Source organism: Microbispora amethystogenes (assembly GCF_016863015.1).
In the GTDB taxonomy this organism is placed as follows: Bacteria; Actinomycetota; Actinomycetes; order Streptosporangiales; family Streptosporangiaceae; genus Microbispora; species Microbispora amethystogenes.
On sequence record NZ_BOOB01000024.1, the window covers coordinates 137,581 to 155,122 of the forward strand.

The 17,542-nt window shown below is 68.5% G+C and carries 17 protein-coding genes; 9 read left to right on the top strand and 8 right to left on the bottom strand.

Going from position 1 to position 17,542, the window contains the following annotated elements:
• Nucleotides 1-2 precede the first annotated feature (2 nt).
• The 3 genes from Mam01_RS17525 (at nt 3) to Mam01_RS17535 (ending at nt 3,339) form a co-directional block, all read left to right on the top strand.
• Nucleotides 3-272 carry a hypothetical protein gene (locus tag Mam01_RS17525; RefSeq protein WP_204286388.1) on the top strand — a complete coding sequence of 90 codons (270 nt, stop codon included), beginning with the start codon at nt 3-5 and terminating at the stop codon, nt 270-272.
• Nucleotides 265-879 (top strand): DUF6879 family protein, encoded by a 615-nt coding sequence (locus Mam01_RS17530; protein ID WP_204286389.1) that lies wholly within the window; start codon nt 265-267, stop codon nt 877-879. The genes Mam01_RS17525 and Mam01_RS17530 overlap by 8 nt, the downstream gene beginning before the upstream one ends.
• A gap of 258 nt (nt 880-1,137) precedes the next feature.
• Nucleotides 1,138-3,339, top strand: coding sequence for an ATP-binding protein (locus Mam01_RS17535; protein ID WP_239101390.1), 2,202 nt, complete (start codon nt 1,138-1,140; stop codon nt 3,337-3,339).
• Between the two features lie 119 nt (nt 3,340-3,458).
• Here Mam01_RS17535 and Mam01_RS17540 read toward each other — a convergent pair whose 3' ends face one another.
• Nucleotides 3,459-4,037, bottom strand: coding sequence for a helix-turn-helix domain-containing protein (locus tag Mam01_RS17540; protein ID WP_204286390.1), 579 nt, complete (start codon nt 4,035-4,037; stop codon nt 3,459-3,461).
• A gap of 90 nt (nt 4,038-4,127) precedes the next feature.
• Between Mam01_RS17540 and Mam01_RS17545 the strand changes: the two genes are divergently transcribed.
• Entirely contained in the window at nt 4,128-5,735 is a 1,608-nt protein-coding gene (locus tag Mam01_RS17545; RefSeq protein WP_204286391.1) for an MFS transporter, read from the top strand.
• Between the two features lie 12 nt (nt 5,736-5,747).
• On the opposite strand, the gene Mam01_RS17550 is transcribed toward Mam01_RS17545, so the two are convergent.
• Together Mam01_RS17550 and Mam01_RS17555 are read right to left on the bottom strand one after the other, a co-directional pair.
• Nucleotides 5,748-6,455 carry an ADP-ribosylglycohydrolase family protein gene (locus Mam01_RS17550; protein ID WP_204286392.1) on the bottom strand — a complete coding sequence of 236 codons (708 nt, stop codon included), beginning with the start codon at nt 6,453-6,455 and terminating at the stop codon, nt 5,748-5,750.
• A gap of 3 nt (nt 6,456-6,458) precedes the next feature.
• Nucleotides 6,459-7,124, bottom strand: a complete 666-nt coding sequence (locus tag Mam01_RS17555) for a DUF4352 domain-containing protein (RefSeq protein WP_204286393.1) — start codon at nt 7,122-7,124, stop codon at nt 6,459-6,461.
• A gap of 213 nt (nt 7,125-7,337) precedes the next feature.
• Between Mam01_RS17555 and Mam01_RS17560 the strand changes: the two genes are divergently transcribed.
• Complete coding sequence (locus Mam01_RS17560; RefSeq protein ID WP_204286394.1) at nt 7,338-9,185, top strand: N-6 DNA methylase; 1,848 nt, start codon at nt 7,338-7,340, stop codon at nt 9,183-9,185.
• A gap of 84 nt (nt 9,186-9,269) precedes the next feature.
• On the opposite strand, the gene Mam01_RS17565 is transcribed toward Mam01_RS17560, so the two are convergent.
• Nucleotides 9,270-11,429 (bottom strand): vWA domain-containing protein, encoded by a 2,160-nt coding sequence (locus tag Mam01_RS17565; RefSeq protein WP_239101400.1) that lies wholly within the window; start codon nt 11,427-11,429, stop codon nt 9,270-9,272.
• Between the two features lie 384 nt (nt 11,430-11,813).
• Here Mam01_RS17565 and Mam01_RS17570 point away from each other — a divergent pair, with 384 nt between their 5' ends.
• From Mam01_RS17570 to Mam01_RS17580, 3 genes are all read left to right on the top strand, one after another.
• Complete coding sequence (locus Mam01_RS17570; protein ID WP_204286396.1) at nt 11,814-12,173, top strand: hypothetical protein; 360 nt, start codon at nt 11,814-11,816, stop codon at nt 12,171-12,173.
• A 159-nt stretch (nt 12,174-12,332) separates the two neighbouring features.
• Nucleotides 12,333-12,536 (top strand): hypothetical protein, encoded by a 204-nt coding sequence (locus Mam01_RS17575; protein WP_204286397.1) that lies wholly within the window; start codon nt 12,333-12,335, stop codon nt 12,534-12,536.
• A gap of 283 nt (nt 12,537-12,819) precedes the next feature.
• Entirely contained in the window at nt 12,820-13,293 is a 474-nt protein-coding gene (locus Mam01_RS17580; RefSeq protein ID WP_239101391.1) for a GNAT family N-acetyltransferase, read from the top strand.
• A gap of 55 nt (nt 13,294-13,348) precedes the next feature.
• Here Mam01_RS17580 and Mam01_RS17585 read toward each other — a convergent pair whose 3' ends face one another.
• From Mam01_RS17585 to Mam01_RS17595, 3 genes are all read right to left on the bottom strand, one after another.
• Entirely contained in the window at nt 13,349-14,200 is an 852-nt protein-coding gene (locus tag Mam01_RS17585; protein ID WP_239101392.1) for a hypothetical protein, read from the bottom strand.
• 110 nt (nt 14,201-14,310) lie between these two features.
• The gene (locus Mam01_RS17590) at nt 14,311-14,940 is read right to left on the bottom strand and encodes a 2'-5' RNA ligase family protein (protein WP_204286399.1); all 630 of its coding nucleotides are present in this window, start codon (nt 14,938-14,940) and stop codon (nt 14,311-14,313) included.
• A 73-nt stretch (nt 14,941-15,013) separates the two neighbouring features.
• Nucleotides 15,014-16,246 carry an NsdA family TPR-like regulatory protein gene (locus Mam01_RS17595; protein WP_239101393.1) on the bottom strand — a complete coding sequence of 411 codons (1,233 nt, stop codon included), beginning with the start codon at nt 16,244-16,246 and terminating at the stop codon, nt 15,014-15,016.
• Nucleotides 16,247-16,421: 175 nt separating this feature from the next.
• On the opposite strand from Mam01_RS17595, the gene Mam01_RS17600 reads away from it, so the two are divergent.
• The gene (locus Mam01_RS17600) at nt 16,422-16,640 is read left to right on the top strand and encodes a hypothetical protein (RefSeq protein ID WP_239101394.1); all 219 of its coding nucleotides are present in this window, start codon (nt 16,422-16,424) and stop codon (nt 16,638-16,640) included.
• Nucleotides 16,641-16,771: 131 nt separating this feature from the next.
• Here the strand turns inward: Mam01_RS17600 and Mam01_RS17605 are convergent, their stop codons facing one another.
• Complete coding sequence (locus Mam01_RS17605) at nt 16,772-17,275, bottom strand: hypothetical protein (protein WP_204286400.1); 504 nt, start codon at nt 17,273-17,275, stop codon at nt 16,772-16,774.
• Nucleotides 17,276-17,542: the final 267 nt, after the last annotated feature.

Below are 17,542 nucleotides of genomic sequence, written 5' to 3' on the forward strand. Positions count from 1 at the left end.
TGATGGCTCGTGCATGGGAGGCCGACCCTTCGGCGACGATGGTCCGGCGGCTCGGCAAATCGGCGGCCGAACTCAACTGCACCGGAAATGACGATGGTTGCCCCGACATCTGGGAACTCGACAACGGAGATATAGCGGTGATCGGTAGGGATCTCACGCGTTCCTACGAATCGCGCCTGCCAGAGAGTGTGGTCATCGCCGAGGATGAGAAGCTGGTTATCATTCCCCGGGTCATGCTCATCGCGGCCAAGGCGGACTTACCTGATGCGTGATCTTCTCGAGAAGTTCCATGGCGAGGAACTCACCAGAAAGGCTTACCAAGACGACTTCAGTGAGCATTTCTGGGCGATACGCGAGAATGCCTTCTTGAAGCTGGAACGGCGACAGGTGTTCCAGGAACCGGAGGACGAGAGCTGGACGGCGTATTCGGCTGGCGAGTGGAAGCGGTCGCTCCGACTGCTGGACGAGCGACGGGACGCCATCCGCGACTACTACCGGCGAATCGATAAAGCCGGGTTCCGGACGCGACGCGTACGAGTCGTAGAAGAACCGGTCACTCCTTATCTGCGCTGGGAGCTCCACCTCCTTCGTATTCGACACCAATATGGCGGTTCGGTGCGAGTGGTCGGCGCGGCTGACGTGCGACCGCTGGAGACGACGAATCTGCTGCCGGAACTGGTGGTGCTAGGAGACGACGTCATGTACGAGGTGCTCTACAACGAGCACGGCATTCTCTCCGGCGGTGTGCGATATGCGGATCATTCGCTCATTGCGCGTTGCAAAACGCTGATCGAACGCTTGTATCGGGCAGGCGAGGACGTGACGGATTACTTCGCCCGCAATGGAGCCACGCTCGAACTCTCCTGTTCCGGTGCCTGACGTCGTACGTCGGTTCCGGATCGACGCTGTCGTTCAGGGTCTCGAAAAATAGAAGGAAGGGAAGCGGTGGGGTCCAGGAGACCGGAGGGCGCAGGCGACAGGCACGACGGGAGTACGCGTTCGGAGCTGTCCGGCAGTGCGGGCGATGTGGTGCAGGCGCGGGACGTGCATGGAGGAGTGCATTTCCATGGCCCGGTGTACGCGCCCGGACATGTCCCGCGCCAGTTGCCCGGCGACGTCCGCGGGTTCGTCAACCGGGTGAACGAGCTGGACAGGCTCAGAAAGGTTCTGATCCCGGACGGCGACCTGTTCCGGTCCAGCGGCGTCTGCGTGATCGCCGGTACCGCCGGGGTGGGAAAGACCGCGCTCGCACTGCACTGGGCGCACCAGATCCGGGAGCGCTTTCCTGACGGTCAGCTGTATGTGAACCTGCGCGGGTACGACCCGGGCCAGCCGGTTACGGCGAACGAGGTTCTGGACAGGTTCCTGCGCGCTCTGGACGTCCCGGCGGCGGCGATCCCGCCAGATCTCGAAACCCGCTCGGCGATGTACCGTTCACTGCTGGCGGGGCGGCGGATGCTGGTGGTGCTCGACAACGCGGCGAAGGTAGCCCAGGTACGTCCGCTGCTGCCCGGCACAGACACCTGCCTAATAATCGTGACCAGCAGAGACCGCCTTTCCGGGCTGATGGCGCGTGAGGGGGCGCACCGCGTCACCGTTGACACGCTGCACGAGTCGGAGGCATTGGAGCTGATCCGCCGGGTGACCGCCGGTTACCGGGGAGAGGACGACCCGCAGGAATTGGCCGAGCTCGCGCGCCTTTGCGCCAGGCTTCCGCTGGCCCTGCGCATCGCGGCGGAGCGGGCCGCCAGCCGGCCCTGGATGCCGCTGCGCGAACTGATCCAGGACCTGCGTGACGAGTCGGCGCTCTGGGACGCACTCACCGCCGAAAGCGACGATGAATCCGATGCGGTGCGCACGGTATTCGCCTGGTCCTACCGCGCGCTGCCCGAACCGGCCGCACGGGCGTTCCGGCTCCTGGGTCTGCATCCGAGCCCGGAGTTCGGGGTGCCGGTCGTGGCAGCGGCCGTCTCGAGCACGCCCGCCCAGGCCCGGCAGATGCTCGACACGCTCGTGGGCGCCCACCTCATCGAGCAGATCGGTCCCGACCGCTACCAGTTCCACGACCTGATGCGTGCCTACGCGGTGGACCAGGCCGTCGCTGAGGAGAACGCGAGAAGTCGCCACGAAGTGCTGCGGAGGGTGGCCACCTGGTATCTGCGCACCGCCGCAGGCGCCCAGGAGATGCTGGCGCCGCTCGACCGGCCGATCCGCCTGGGTCAGCCGGATCCATCTGTCAACGAGCTGACTTTTCCCGGATACCAGGAAGCGTTGCGCTGGTTCAATGTCGAGCTTCCAAATCTGGTCGCAGCCGTACGGGTGGCGGAGCAGAACGATCTGGACGACCTTGCCTGGCAGATGGCGGCCGTCACCCGTGGCTACTGCGCACGGCACAATCCCTTCGAGGCGTGGTTCGGACTGGCCTCCATCGGGCTGGAGGCCGCCCGCCGCATCGGCGACTCGTACGGCGAGGCGGAGGTGCTCGAAAGCCTCGGTAAGGCGTATGTTCAGTCTCACCAGCTCGACAAGGGCGCCGAGCATCACCGCATGGCACTCGCGCTGAGGCGGGAAATCGGAGACGCCCTCGGAGAGGCCATATCGCTCAACGCCCTGGGGTTGGTCAACCTTCGCCGCCGCGATCTGCGCCAGGCCCACGCCGACTTCGAACAGAGCCTCGACGCGCTCAGGCCGCTTGACGAGCTCCGCTGGGAGTCGACCGTACTGGCGAATCTTGCCGAGACGGCCTATGAGATGGGCCGCCTCGATGAGAGCGCGGACTTCGCCGGGCGGGCGCTCGACGGCTTCCGCCGACTGGGATTTCCGGACGGGCAGGGGAACGCCCTGCGCCTGCTGTCCATGGCGCGACGCGAAGCCGGACATGCCGGTCAGGCCGCTGCGTACATCGAAGAGGCGCTGAGCATCGCGCGAGACCGGGCCAACCTCATGTGGGAGGGCTATTGGCTGCTTGAGCACGGCCGGGTGCAGCTGGCGGCCGGACGCCCCGCCGACTCGATGGTGTCCTTCCAGCGCGCGTCGAGTATCCAACGGCGCTTGGGCGACCGCAGCCGCGAAGCGCGGGCGCTGGATGCCACAGGCGAAGCGTACCGCGCGCTCGGCCGACCCACGGAGGCCCTTGATTTCCATCGTCGGGCGGTGGCAGTTCATCGTGAACTGCGAGATCAGTGGCAGCTGGCGATCGCGCTGGCGAACATGATGACGGCGATCACGCAGGCAGGGGCCGGCGAGGACCTCAGGTCGTACCGGGAGGAAGCGCTTACCGCGCTGACTGAGTTCGACGACGTCAGAGCCCGCGAGTTGCGGAGTCGGATCGGCAGCTGAAGAACGTCGGTTCGTGGTAAGAGAGAGCGCAGTCCGTGGACGCGCTCTCTCTGATAGCAGGCTCCGGGTTAGCTGTCTTGCTTGCGCGATGCCCAAAAGCCAAGGTCGCTGTGGTGAGTTCAGTCGCCGACGCCGGGGGTGTCGCGCTGGTGGCCGCGGCGGGCGTCGCGGTCGAAGATGCCGATGATCTCGCACGGTCCGCCTTCGGCGCCGATGGCGTGCGGCATCATCGTGGGAAACTCGGCGGCCTGGTTGGTCTCGAGACGCAGTCGCCGGTGGCCCAGCATGAGGATCGCGGTGCCGGAGAGCACGACCAGCCATTCCCGGCCGGGGTGGGCGCGCATGCGGGAGGGGTTGTCGGGCGGTGGCTCGACCATGCGCTGGCGTACGACGCTCATGCCGGGGTCGCTCTTCACCGGCCAGCGCATCAGGCCGTGGGCGCCGTCGATCATCGGGCTGGTGACGACGTCGTCGGCGGCGGTCTCGACGAGCTGGTCGAGAGTGGTGTCCAGGGCGCGGGCGAGGGTGACGAGCTGGTCCAGGGCGAGGCGACGCTGGCCGTTCTCGATGCGGCTCAGTGACGACTGGCTGAGGTTGGCCCGGGTGGCCAGTTCTTCCAGGGACCAGCCCTGCGCGACCCGCAGGGCGCGGAGGCGTTTGCGTACGAGGCTGTCCAGGTCCCCACTTTCTTGCTCCATGCGCAACATCCTATGCCCCTGTCGCAACGGCGGCCTAGTGTGCGCAGCGGGTCCCACTGCGACCCGTATCTGGAAGTGAGAGAGGAACACATGAGTACGAACCAGCCCGCACAGGTGGCGGCCGGAGGTGGCGGAGCCGCACTGGACGCGCGTCAGCTGCGCACCGTTCTGATCGCCGTCTCCATCGCGCTGATGGCCGTCATCGCGTCGGTGTCCGGACTCAACGTCGCCCAGACGCACCTGGCCGTCGAGTTCGGCGCCTCGCAGGGCACGATCTTGTGGGTCATCAACATCTACACCCTGGCCCTGGCCGCGCTGCTGCTGCCGCTCGGCGCTATCGGCGACCGGCTGGGCCGCAAGCCCATGCTGGTCGCCGGTCTGAGTGTCTTCGGCATCGCGAACATCGCGGCGGGCCTGGCTCCGACGGCCGAGGTGATGCTCGCCGCGCGTGCGGCGAGCGGGGTCGGCGCCGCGATGGTCATGCCCGTGACTCTCGCCGTCATCACCTCCACCTTCCCCGAGGAGGAACGTGGCGCGGCGATCGGCGTGTGGACCGGCGTCGCCGGAGGGGGCGGCATCCTGGGCATGTTCCTCTCGGCGCTCCTGGTCGACGTCGCCGACTGGCGCCTGCTGTTCGTCCTGCCCGTGGTCCTGGTCGTCGTGGCCCTGGCCATGACGCTGAAGTCGGTCCCCGACTCCCGTGAGAGGTCCGCCCACGGCTTCGACTCCGTCGGCGCGCTCGTGTCCGTGGTCGCCGTCGCCGGGCTCATCTTCGCTCTGCAGGAGGGCCCCGAGCGCGGCTGGACCGCGCCCGAGACACTGGTCGGCCTCGCCGCCGGCCTCGTCGCCGCCGTCGGCTTCGTGGCCTGGGAGGTACGCCGCCGGGACGCCTCGCTGCTGGACGTGCGCCTGTTCCGCGAGCGTGGTCTGGCCGGTGGGTCGATCACACTGCTGGTGGTCTTCGGCGTCCAGGCGGGCATCGCCGTGGTCCTCTTCCCGTTCCTCCAGGCCGTCCTCGGCTGGCCGGGGTTGCTGTCCACGCTGGCTCTGATGCCCATGGCCGTGACGATGATGGCGGCCTCCGGTCTCGCCCCCAAGCTGGCCGTACGCATCGGCTCCCGTTCGACCATGGCCGCGGGCGTCGCGCTGGGCGGCGGCGGGCTCGCTCTCATGGCCCTCTTCGTCTCCGTCGACGGGGGCTACCCGGCCATCCTGCCCGGCATGCTCGCCATGGGCGTCGGGATGGGCCTGTCGATGACGCCCTCCACCGAGGCCATCACCGGCTCACTGCCGCGCGAGAAGCAGGGCGTCGCCTCCGCGCTCAACGACGTCACCCGTGAGTTCGGCACCGCTCTCGGCGTCGCCCTGCTCGGCGCGCTGCTGTCCGCCGGCTACCGAGGCGCCGTCGACGACAGGCTGGGTGGCATCCCTCCGGAGGCCGCGAGGACGGCCCGGGAAGGCATCGCCAACGCCGTCGAGGCGGCCGGCGGCGCCGGCTCGTACGCGCGGAATCTGATCCACGCCGCCCAGCAGTCCTTCGTCGACGGCTGGCAGCAGGCCATGTGGGCAGGCGTCGCCGTCATGGGTGCCCTGTTCGTCTATGTCGCCCTGCGCGGCCCGGAGAACGCCGCCTCCACGGCGGCCGGGGACGCCGGGAGCACCGGACCCGTCACCGAACCGCAGCCGGTCGCCCGGTGATCGGCGGGCTGGTCAGGAGGGGTAACGGTCGGCCCAGTTGTTGGGGAGAGCGGGGTCGGCCATGAGGTCGAAGGTGAGCTCCACGATGCGGCCCTCGACGGCGTCGAGCCAGTCGGCCGGCAGCGCCCGCAGGCCGTGCCGGGCGCCCAGGATGTTGCCGCAGACGGCGCCGGTGGTGTCGGAGTCGCCGGAGTCGTTGACCGCGAGGAGGAGGGCATCGCGGGGGTCGGGTTCGGCCAGCGCGCAGTAGACGGCGATGGCGAGCGCCTCCTCCGCGACCCATCCGGTGCCGAGCGACTCGACCTTCTCCGCGGTGGGCCGTGACCCCGCGGCCAGGTGGACGGCGGCGCGCAGCGCGTCGGCGGTCTCCTCGTGCCCGGGGTAACCGGCGAGGCGGTCGAGCGCCCGCCGTACGGCCCGCTTCTGGGAGTCGCCGCGGACCAGGTCGTGGATGATCGAGGCGAACGCGCCGGCCGACAGCGACGCCGTCGGGTGGCCGTGGGTGAGGTAGGAACAGCGGCCCGCCGTCTCGAACGGGTCGAACACCGACAGTCCGAAGGGCGCGGAGCGCATGACCGACCCGCAGCCCTTCCGGCGCAGCCCGTCCGGCCCGTACGCGTCACGGATCCCCGCGAGCGGCGTGAACTCGACCGGTCTGCCCAGGGCGTCTCCGACGGCGCCGCCGAGCACGCAGCCCATGAACCGCGAGTAGTACCCCATGGCTCACCGGGCCAGGGAGACGGTCACGCCGTCGGAGAAGATCGAGTCGCGCAGTTCGACCGACCTGAGGGTCAGGTTCTTCGGCACGTCGAACAGCAGGATCCCCTTCACGCTGTTGCCGGGGTTGATGTTGTTGAGGAACGCGTTCGAGTCCTTGAGCCCGAGCGCGGCGGCTCCGGAGTCGGCGTCGAAGGTGCGGCCGCTGGCGTCGACGAGCTTCTGCTCCGAGTCGCTGAACATCTGCGCCTCGTCGCCGATGTTCTTCACGGTCAGGTGGACGAGGACGTACTGGCCTTGTGCCCTGGAGATCGTGAAGCCCTCGCCGACCTGGGACAGGCCCTTCTCGACCTTGGTGACCTTGAAGGCGAACTTGCCGTCCTTGACCACGTCTCCGAGGCCGGGGGCCTGAGGCTGCTCCGGCTCGTCCTGGGGCTGCTCCGGCTCGTCGGTCTGGGGGTTCTTCGGCTTGGCGGCCTGACCGGTGTGCTCGGCGGAGTCGGCCGGCTTCGCGCTCGTGTCGTCCTTTGCGCCGCCGCCGAGGAGCGTGCCGAGGACGATCAGGCCCACGAGTACGGCTCCGCCGATCAGCAGGGCTTTGAGGCAGCCGCCGCCCTTCTTCCGCACCACGACGGTCTGGGGGTAGGGCGGCTGCTGGGGGCTGGTGTGCATGGGAGGCCTTCTTCATCGGTGGTGTGAACGCTGGCAGGCGTAAGTACAACACACTGTGAACCGCACACACAATTAAATAGCCGGTTCCATAGCTATGACTTGCAGGGTCGGTGCGCGTCGACCCGCGCTGGTGGCCTCCCGAACAGGGTGTGCGGCTACACTGTGAATGCCGTACACGCTGGTCATGCCAGCACGAGCCGGAGGAGGCCGACGATGGCGGGGGACGAGGCGACCGTCACCGCGGCCGACATCGCCCGGATGGTGGGCGTCGGCCGTGCGGCGGTGAGCAACTGGCGGCGGCGGTACGCGGACTTCCCCACGCCCGTCGGCGGCACCGCGACCAGCCCCACGTTCTCCCTCGAAGCGGTGGAGGAGTGGCTGCTCGGCCAGGGCAAGGTCGCCGAGGTCCCGCTCCGGGAGCGGGCCTGGCAGCAGATCAGGAACGCCGCCGACGACCTGCATCTGGGCGCGGTGGTCGCCGAGGCCGCCGAGCTGCTGCTGGGGCAGGGCAGACGGCGTCTCGTCGCGGCCCCGGCCTGGCGGCTCCTCCAGGAACTCGCCGAGGAGCAGGGGAGCGCCGAGGCGGCGCGGTTCCTGCTCGACCGCTACGCCGAGGTCCACTCCCGCCGCCTGTTCGAGACCCCGCCGGAGATCGCGCGGTTCATGGCGGACCTGGCCGGTCCGGGCGTCCGGTCGGTCCTCGACCCCGCCTGCGGTCTCGGCACGCTGCTGACCACGCTCGGCCACCTCGACCAGGCCCACGGCCAGGAGGCGGACGACACCGTCGCGCGCCTCGCCCGCACGCGGCTGGCCCTCGCGGGCATCGAGGGAGCCGTACGCACCGGTGACTCGCTGCGCCGCGACTCCTGGCCCGGCCTCGCCGTGGACGCGGTGCTGTGCCACCCGCCGTTCAACGAACGCAACTGGGGGTACGACGAGCTGGTCAGCGATCCCCGCTGGGAGTACGGGCTGCCGCCGAAGGCCGAGTCGGAGCTCGCCTGGGTGCAGCACGCCCTGGCGCACCTGAAACCCGGCGGCGTCGCCGTCCTGCTGATGCCCGCCGTGGCCGCCAACCGCCGGTCCGGCCGGCGGATCAGGAGCAGTCTCATGCGTCAGGGGGCGCTGCAGGCGGTCATCGGCCTGCCGTCCCGGATGGGCGTGGGCACGGGCCTTCCCCTGCACCTGTGGGTGCTGCGCAAGCCGTCCGGCCACGACCCCGTGCCGTCCCACGTCTTCCTGGCGGAGGCCGAGCCGGAGACGTTCGAGGAGGTCGCGCGCCGCTGGCACGAGACGCGTACGGCCCCGGATCCGGACGCACGGACGGGCCCGGCGCGTACGGTCCCCATCATCGAGTTGATGGACGAGAACGTCGACCTCACCCCCGGCCGGCACGTGAGCGCGGACGACCAGGCCCCGGCGCAGCAGTTCCCGGCGGTGCGCGAGCGGCTTCTCGAACGCCTCGACCGGCTGTCGGCGATGATCCCCGACGTCGTCGCCGTCCCGGCGAGGACGATGCCCACGGTCGATCTCGCCGAGACGGAGCGGGCCGGGGCGATCAAGGTGCTCAGCTCGGGGCGCTACGACATCACCGGTTCCGGCGATCTCGTCCTCACTGACCAGGACCTCTTCTCCGGCGCCGCGCCGCAGGCCCGCACCCAGCCGGACGACCGGGTCGTCACGGAACCGGGCGACGTCGTCGTGGCCGCCCGCGCGGGGGAGCTCGCCGTACGGGTCGTCTCGGACAAGGGCATCGTGCTCGGCCCCCGGCTCACCCTCCTGCGGCCCGACCCGCAGCGCATCGACGCGTACTTCCTCGCGGGGTTCCTCAGAGCGCTCTCCACGCCGTCACCCGGTGGCACCCAGTCGAGCATCAGCCGGTTCGACCCGCGCCGCGTGCAGGTCCCGCGCATCCCCGTCGAGGAGCAGCGGCGGTACGGCGAGACGTTCCGCAGGGTCTTCGAGTTCGAAGACGAGCTTCGCGACATCGGCGCCGCCGGTCGCGCCGCCGTCGCGTCCATCGTCAAGGGTTTCGGCAAGGGCGAGCTCAGCCCGCCGGAATAGGAACTCCGGGATGCCTAAAGCCGGCCGAGGCCGGGCGGATCCGTGGTGTCCGCCCGGCCTCGGGATCGATCGGTTGGGTTGGGGTTACGGGCAGTTGCCGATGTCGCTTTCGGAGGAGGCCAGGACGACGTTCGTCTTGGCCAGGCCGAGCGCGTCGACGGTGACGTGGACGGCGTTGACGGTCAGGCCCTTGTCGGGGGTGGAGAACGACTTCTGCTCGTTGAGGACGAGCTTGACGACGCCGACGTCGATCGCGGTGTTGGGCTGGATGGTGGTGGGTTCCGCGATGACCACCGTGCCGCCGACCTTGAGGAAGGCGATCGTGGTGGTCCCGGTGGATCCGGCGCAGGTGGTCGTGGAGCTGGAGTTGACGGTCTTGACGGTGATCACCGGGATGCCGGTGATCCCGATGGTGGTGTCGTCGATGGAGGCGGTCGCCACGGACTTGCCGGGGAATTCGGTGGTCGCGACCTTGGCGCACAGAGCGTGCGCGCTGATCAGTCCGCTGAGGGTGGCCGTACAGGGCACCGAGGTGGCACTGGTCGAGGTCGTGGAGATGTGGCCGGTGTCGGGAACGGGTGCGATGTTGACCAGTTGGATGCCGGCCAGGGCGGCGCTCGCGGTCAGGCCGTAGGCCCGTCCGGTCAGCCGCTGCGGCGTGACGGTGACCTGTTCGTCGCTGCACGGTGAGGTGACGGAGTTGTTGTCGGCGTTGCCGCTGTAGGTGGCGGTCCACCGGTAGGTGCCGGCCGCGCCGATGGTCACGTCGCCGGACGCGGCGGTGCCGCTGCCGGACAGCGTGCTGCTGCGAGTGGCGATCGGCGTCGTGCAGGCGGTGTCGCCCGGGCCGTACAGCTGGAATGTAACGGTGCCGGTGGGGTGGTACCCGCCGGAGACGGTGGCGGTGTCGGACACGACGCCGCCGGCCGGCACGGACCCCGACGGGGTGGTGGCGATGCCCGGGGTGGCCTTGACGACCACGACCTGCTCGTCGCCGCACGGGGAGGTGACCGGGTTGTTGGCGGCGTCGCCGCTGTAGGAGGCCACCCAGCGGTAGGTGCCCACGCCGCCCGCGGCGATGTTCCCGGACGCGGCGGTGCCGCTGCCCGACACCGTCCCGGTACGCGTCGCGATGGGCGTCGTGCAGGTGGTGTCGCCCGGGCCGTACAGCTGGAACGTGACGGTGCCCGTGGGGTGGTAGCCGCCGGACAGGGTCGCCGTGTCGGAGACGTTCCCGCCCGCGGGCACCTGGCCCGACGGCGTCGTGGCGATCGACGGGGTCGCCTTCGGCACCTGCTCGGTGATCGTTTCGGTGAAGCCGGGGGACAGGACGCCGTTGAGCAGGAAGTCCACCTTGCAGGTGATGGTGCTTCCCGGCACGGCTCCGGCGCCGACGGAGACGGTCTCGGTGAAGGTGGCGTCATCGCCGCTGGTCACCGTCCGGCTGCCCGGGGTCAGGGACACCGACAGGTTCGGATCGCAGTCGCGCAGCTGGTGGGTGACCGTGACCGGCAGGTTGTGCAGGGCCGTCAGGATGGTGTCGCTGACCTCGGAGGCGTTGAGGCCGGAGAACAGCTGACCGCCCGTGGCGTTGGTGATCGCGGTCGCCTGCCCGGTCGAGTTCAGCCCGGACAGGTCGAACGCGAGCACGGTGATGTCGGCCGCCTGCAGGGCGCTGATCGCGTCGGCCAGTGTGTGGCCGTTGCTGGGGTCATGGCTGGGGGCGTCCCCGATCAGCAACACGATCCGCGTGCTGTTCGGCCGGAAGGCGACCGCACCGGACGCGACCTGGAACAGCCCGTTGATGCCGTCCTCGGGGTAGTCGCCGCCGCCCGACGCGGCCAGCGAGTTGATGCCGTTGGTGACGTCGCTCTGGTTGGCGGTGAGGTTCTGCGCGACCCGGAACGGCGTCGCGTCTCCCGCGTCCTTGTACTCGGCGACCGCGAACTGCGCGTCCGGCTGCGCCGAAGCGACGTTGGACAAGATGGTGTTCGCGTTGGTCCGCACGTTCGAGATGACCCCGCCCATGCTCCCAGTCGTGTCGATCAGGAACGTGATATCCGGCTTGGGCGGGATCGCCGGAGTGGACACGGTCTTGGCGATCGTCGTCGACCCGCCCGGACCCAGTTTCAGCGTCACGTCCGCCGGGGTGACCCCGGGCGCGGCGGACGCCGTCCCTACCCCGGCCACCAGCATCGCACCGGTCACGACCGCGCACACGGCGGCCCGGACTCCTCGCGTCATTCTCACGGTGTCATTCCTTCTGATGCGGCGTTATGCCACAACGAATTCGGGATCACTGGCCGTGCAAATCTCTGTGATTGCGCCGCCCGGAACGTCCTCTCCTCGTGTGTCGGCGCGAGCGGATACCAATTCGCACCAGCCGCTGATCAATGAGGGGGTGTGGCCACGGTCATATGGTGACCGGTCGGCTAATAGCTGTAAATAGGCCACTCACGGAAAGTTCCCGACTGGCCACAGTAGGCCACTCCACACCGGCAAGAGGGTCTACAGATGATGATCCTCGCTGTGATCTTCTTCGGGTATGCCCGGTGAAATAGTGGTCGCGGTTTGCCGCTCAAAAAAGAACGGCCGTTTCCCGGCCGCTGGATCGTCTGAATTGCGGTTATGTCGTTATTGTCGGTCCCGTCCCAGGAGCTGGGCTTCGGTTCGGGGATGACCTGCCGGCGCAGGTTGCGGGATTGGCATCAGGCCGGAGTGTGGCAGAAGCCGCACGAACTGCTGCTGGCCGAGTTATACGCCGCGGGCAAGCTGGACTGGTCCGAGGCGGTGATCGACAGCTCCCTCGTGCGGGCGCTGAAGAGCGGCCCAAGACGGGTCCCAGGCCGGTCGGCCGCGCGAAGGCGCGCCCCAAAGCACCACGTCATCGCCGACGGGAACGGCGTCTCTCTCGCGCTCAGCCTGACCGGTGGCAACCGTAACGACGTCGCCCAGTTCATGCCGTTGCTGCGGGCCGTTCCCCTCTGAACCGGTAGCGGCTCGGCTCGGCAGCGGTCATAGTGCGAGTGACAGCCGATGTGCCGTGGTGCGTCTGCCGGAACGCGCGGCGATCGCCTGACCAGCAAGGTTGGTGGGTGGGGCACGACACTGCTCGCTCGGCACACGACTCGGGAAAGGAGTGCGGCCATGTCAGACTTTCCCGAGGTGATCACCACGAAGGGCAGCGACCGTTACCACGCCAGCGAGGAGTGCCCGTTGTGGCTGGCGGGCCGGCTCGGCAGCGAGAGCCAGGGCAACCGCTTGCACAACGTCCTTCGGATGCCCGCAGCGGAAGCACGAACCCGTGGTTGGACGCCGTGCCCCGGCTGCATCGGCACCGGACACATGTGATCCCGGTCGGCCCGGCTTTCTCGGCGAGAAGGACATCACCCCCGCCGAACTGGCCGCGCCGTCGGCTGTCCCCGACCGCCCCGCCTACCAGCAGATCTTGCCACTGCGGCGTCCTCGTCGAGACCGAGTCGGGATTGTTCTCACAGCCGCGCTCATAGCTCGGCCGATGAGCCACGCGTTCACACCCGCGTTGAACGTCGTCTTACAGGGTTGTTAGCTTGCCCGCATGTCAGATCTAGGGCATGTGGCTTGGCCGCCTGAGCTGATTCGGACCGAGCGGCTCGTGCTCCGTGAGCCCGAGGCGCGGGACCGTACGACGTTCATCGAGCTGCTCGCCTCGCCAGAGGTGCACACCTACCTCGGCGGTCCCCGCCCGCGTGACGAGCTTGAGTGTGAGACGCACGAGGTGCCCGAGCGATGGCCCGGAAGTTTCGTCGTCGAACTCGGCGGGGCGATGATCGGCCAGACCCTGCTCAGGAGAGCAGTCGGGCACCGTCGCCCGGCTGCCGTTGGGAAGGCCGATCTTGGTTACCTGTTCCTGCCGAAGGCCTGGGGGCGCGGGTACGCCGCCGAGGCGTGCGCGGCGGCTCTCGACTGGTTCGACGGAGTCCTTCCCGGCGAGCCGGTGGTGCTCACCACCCGGACCGCCAACATCGCCTCGATGCGCCTCGCGGCAAAGCTGGGGTTCACCGAGGTCGAGCGGTTCCTGGCCTGGGACGCCGAGCAGTGGCTCGGCCTGCGGCCTCCGGCCATGTGATGGGTTACGCGTTTGGCTCCGACGCTCCCAGGATGCTGCCTCGGAGCCTGGAGACTTATCCGGCTGGCTGTTCGGGCTCGTCGGTGAACAGGTCGGCGGCGCAGGTGGCGGTGGCAGCGCGTCGTGTCCATTCGTCGAGCCTGGCCAGGTCCGTGCAGTTGGTGATCCGGGTGCGATCGGCGTCGGAGACGGGAATGCCACGCACCTGCAGGAAGGTCAGCACCGCCCTCGCCTCGCCCCTCGCGCAGCCGGCCTCCAGGCCTTTGCCGTAGTGCTTGCGAGCGAAGGGGCTGTAGACCGGCCAGGCGGTTGATTCCATGAGCTTCTCCATCATGTGTCGGGCAGTCAGTGAGTCCATGCGGTATGCGTACTCATAATATTGCGGAGCGTGTTCGTCGGGGAGGTGTTGCAGCGCGGCCATGAACGCCTCCACCACCGGAACGTGGTCTCCGTGGGTCATCACCGACAGCGCGGCCATCTCCGGATGCGTCGCCGCCTCGGCCGGATCGGTCACAGGGGGGATCTGTTCGGGGCCGATCACCTGGCAGGTGAGGGTGGTGCCGGGCAGCTTGGTGGTGATCGGCTCGGCCGCCCAGGCGGCGGTGTCGGCGTTGGGACAGATCATCAGCATCGTGACCTCGCAGTCAAGCTGTAGCCACAGCGCTGCGACGTACCGCGGCAGCTGCCGCCGCTTTTCCTCCTCCTTCGTGCGCTGGATCTCCACGATGATTGCGTGGGCGGGGGAGCGCAGGGGCCCGATGATGATCACCGTGTCGGGACGCAGATCCAGGGACGGGCGGTCGTTGAGCTCGTTGCCCACCAGTTGGACTGGCAGCCCGTCGGGCATGTCCACGCCCAAATGATCGCGCAGCATCTCCACCGCGAGTCGCGGCCGGTTCTGGAACATCAAGTTCAGTGTGTCGTGCAGGGGGGATGGCATGACACGTAACGCTACAACGCAATCACTCAAAGTGACGATACGATTCCCTAAGATCGCACCTGGTCGATCTCGCAAGGTCAACCACCGAGGGGCGGGGCCGTGACGAGCGTCCATTCGTACATGCCCTCGTCCCGATTGAGGTCGATCAGTGAGACGCGCGTAAGGGTGATGGGCACGATCTCGGCATGCCGGCTCAGGGCCTCCCGGATTGGAGCCAGGGGAGTGCCGGAACTATTGGCGTAGGCGAGGCCGACGTGCGGGTGGAAGCCGTCTCCGGTCCCGGGCACGTGGTCGTTACCCCGGACTCTCGCGATGCTCTCGCGGATGCCCCGGCGAACGGCGGCTACGGGCTCGGCCGGCCGAACCGGCAGATACACGCCTTCGGTGCCGACGACCGCTGGGCCCAACTCGACCGAGATGGGAGGGAGAGAGGCGACACGCTCGGCTACCGCCGTACTGATCGCGGTAAGGTCCTCGTCGCTCACCTCATCGGTGAATCCCACGTCTTGCAGGGTCATGTGCAACCACTGGAAGGGAATGGGATCGTAAACGCCCGCCTCGTCGAGATAGGGGCGTAGCCGGGCAGCGAACTCCCTCAGGCCAGGGTGATCGCCGACGAGGAAGTGCCAGGTGTAGGATGAGCGGCCCTGCCGCCAGCCCGGGCGCCACCACCAGTGACTGCGCGTCCGCTCGTCGGAGTCCGTCACGAAATCATCCTCGCAGGGGCGGTCGGCTACGGGAACGGAACGCCTTGGCCCTTCTCGGCGTGATTCCGGCTCTTCATCGGCACTGTTCGATCACTTCTCGCACGTGGGGCACGTCTCGGTACGGCGCAAGCCGGTCGAGGACGACGCGATGACGACGCACGGTTCGGTCGCTGGCGAGGTCCTTCGACAGGTCGAACATCCGCAATGCCGTACGTGCGGCCTCCTCCGGTTCGTTGGCGTCGGCGAGGGCGACGGCGAGCCAGGAGAGGTACAGAGCGAGCTCGCGGGCGTGGGTGGCGTCGTAATGGTGTAGTACGTCGGTAAGCAGCGGCACCGCGCGAAGTGGTCGCCGTAGTTCCGTGTAGGCGCGCGCCTCCATGATCTGCAGTTCGTGCGCGTTCACCCAGTACAGGTAGGCGGGCTCATCCTCGTCACTGTGATCTGCCAGGGCCGCGCCGGCCTGGCCCAGCGCTCGCATGGCCGCGTCGGCTTCCCCGACCTGGACATGTGCCCAGGCAACTCGATCCCAGGCGAGGGCGCGCGCCCGTGCCGGCGCATGCGGTCCGGCCGCATCAACCGCCGCGTGGGCGAGTGTCACCCCCTCATTAGGATCGCCGACGTTCGTGATCTGGTAGGCGAGGGAACCGAGGAGATTCGATTGCAGGGTGCCGTCACCGGCCCCCTGAGCGGCCCATATGCCGAGGCGATAGGTTTTCGCCGCCTGCTCGTGGTGCCCCGCATCGCTGGCGACCCACCCGGTGATCTGGGCGAACTCACCTATCCTGCAGAGCAGTGCGCGTCCCGTGTTCTCGGAATAGGTGGCTTCGCGGTAGAGCCGTGTTGCGGCGTCGAGTTCGCGGAACGCGGGCTGCAGAAGGTCGCCGCCTGCCAGCATGTCGTCAGCCAGCCGCAGACGATGAACCGCCGCGGACAGGTCGGCGATCGTGCTCATTCCGATGCGCCGTCCGGTCCGAGGCAGGCGCGATGTGAGGGTGTCACTGTCAGGCAGTCTGGCGAGTACATCGTCAAGAGCCGGGCGGGACGGCGTCTGTGGCATGTCGAACAACTCGGCTTCGCTGATGTCGAATACGCGGGTGTACAGCAGCCGGTACGGATCGCGCGGTTGGTTGTGGCCGGCCTCGTATGCCTTGATCCGGCGGATGATCGTCTCCCGGACAGGCAGGCACTTGCGTGTCTCGTCGTCGGCGGCCTCGACGAGACGGCGGGCCATCTCCTTCTGACTCCAGAGTCGCCTGCGCCGCTCGGCGCGTAGCCGTACGGCCCACGGGAGGAGTTCGGCGTCCATCGCGTGCACCTTCTCGTCAGAGCGGGGCTTTCTGACCGCCCCAAGTGTCCCTCATCAACATCTGTGATGAGAGTGTTACGCACTGTTGTATCTGGAGGTGAAGACGCACACAAGCGGGGTCCGCAGGTGCAGGAACACCGTACGGACCCCTTGATCAGGATGGTGGTCCTGACCCATGACAGAGAGTAGGGGTGCTGCCGCCGGGCGTCCGGTGTTCGCGGGGTGGCGGATCATGCGGAGCGACGCGGGGCGGTTGTGGGCGACGCGGCAGCGGCCGTTCCCTGCAGCGGTGGAGGAGGCGGGCGCGAACCGGACGGTCGACGGCGACGACCTGGTGGCGTTGTGCCAGGCGATCGCCGTGCAGGAGGGCATCGCCGAAGGGGCGGCCTGGTGATCGCGCCCGCCGCGGCACCCGGCGCCGCCAGGCTTCCGCGATGCCCGATCACCGCGTCGTCCGCGGGATCGGGACACCGTTTCGCCTCCGCGCTGGTCGAGTGACCAGGGGCGCCGGAACCCTGCGGCGGCTCAGACGTGCCAGTCGTCCTGGTAGTCGTCGTGCCAGTTGTACGCGGCGGCCTCCAGCTTCAGCAGGTGCTCCGCCTGGGAGTGCTCCTCGACCGCCAGGTAGAAATCGTCGAGGAGGATGGACTCCAGGAACGCCACGCGAGCCCGCTTCGCCCACAGGTCCCGCTCCGCCCTCCAGTCGCGCACGCCCTTCCGCGCGATCAGGTCCGTGTGGTGGAGGCCCTCCTCGATGCGGGCGTTCAGGAAGGCGATGATCTCCCCGAACATGGACTCTCCGAGGTTCGCACGCGTTCGGCGGGCCGCGGCGATGATCTCGCGGTAGCGGGCGGCGAGAGCGGGCTCCTCCGCGCTGGCGAGGCGCGTCCATGGGAAGCGCAGGACGATCGCCTCCCCGTCAGCCGGCTCATCCTCACCCACGAACGCGGCGGCCCGGAGAAGCGCGACCGCGAGCAGCGGGCGATTACGGACGATCCCCAAGAGGGTTTCGTGATCGAGTGTTGCCATGGACCGGACATTACAATGAGTGACCATATGATCGCCAAGTGTGCTTGGTGATGGGGTGGTTTCCTTCTCCCTGGTAGAAGCTCTCTTCAACCAGGTGCGACCTCGAGCCCCGCAACTCCTGCCTCCGGCCCGAAGCGAAACGACCGCGTGCCGGTGAACCGCAGGCGCGGCAGCCGCAGTCGTTTCGGCAAATACCTCTCTACTTCCGAACCCGGGCACATCGGGATGTGTCTCTCGGCACAAGCGCACGGGTCGTGATCGCGCCGT

What these genes read in the sequence shown, in the direction of transcription:
- Mam01_RS17530 (WP_204286389.1), top strand. Translation starts at nt 265, where the DNA reads ATGCGTGATCTTCTCGAGAAGTTCCATGGCGAGGAACTCACCAGAAAG.
- Mam01_RS17540 (WP_204286390.1), bottom strand. Translation starts at nt 4,037, where the DNA reads ATGGAGCAAGAAAGTGGGGACCTGGACAGCCTCGTACGCAAACGCCTC.
- Mam01_RS17545 (WP_204286391.1), top strand. Translation starts at nt 4,128, where the DNA reads ATGAGTACGAACCAGCCCGCACAGGTGGCGGCCGGAGGTGGCGGAGCC.
- Mam01_RS17600 (WP_239101394.1), top strand. Translation starts at nt 16,422, where the DNA reads ATGACAGAGAGTAGGGGTGCTGCCGCCGGGCGTCCGGTGTTCGCGGGG.
- Mam01_RS17550 (WP_204286392.1), bottom strand. Translation starts at nt 6,455, where the DNA reads ATGGGGTACTACTCGCGGTTCATGGGCTGCGTGCTCGGCGGCGCCGTC.
- Mam01_RS17525 (WP_204286388.1), top strand. Translation starts at nt 3, where the DNA reads ATGGCTCGTGCATGGGAGGCCGACCCTTCGGCGACGATGGTCCGGCGG.
- Mam01_RS17605 (WP_204286400.1), bottom strand. Translation starts at nt 17,275, where the DNA reads ATGGCAACACTCGATCACGAAACCCTCTTGGGGATCGTCCGTAATCGC.
- Mam01_RS17595 (WP_239101393.1), bottom strand. Translation starts at nt 16,246, where the DNA reads ATGGACGCCGAACTCCTCCCGTGGGCCGTACGGCTACGCGCCGAGCGG.
- Mam01_RS17565 (WP_239101400.1), bottom strand. Translation starts at nt 11,429, where the DNA reads ATGACGCGAGGAGTCCGGGCCGCCGTGTGCGCGGTCGTGACCGGTGCG.
- Mam01_RS17560 (WP_204286394.1), top strand. Translation starts at nt 7,338, where the DNA reads ATGGCGGGGGACGAGGCGACCGTCACCGCGGCCGACATCGCCCGGATG.
- Mam01_RS17585 (WP_239101392.1), bottom strand. Translation starts at nt 14,200, where the DNA reads ATGTTCCAGAACCGGCCGCGACTCGCGGTGGAGATGCTGCGCGATCAT.
- Mam01_RS17570 (WP_204286396.1), top strand. Translation starts at nt 11,814, where the DNA reads ATGTCGTTATTGTCGGTCCCGTCCCAGGAGCTGGGCTTCGGTTCGGGG.
- Mam01_RS17575 (WP_204286397.1), top strand. Translation starts at nt 12,333, where the DNA reads ATGTCAGACTTTCCCGAGGTGATCACCACGAAGGGCAGCGACCGTTAC.
- Mam01_RS17555 (WP_204286393.1), bottom strand. Translation starts at nt 7,124, where the DNA reads ATGCACACCAGCCCCCAGCAGCCGCCCTACCCCCAGACCGTCGTGGTG.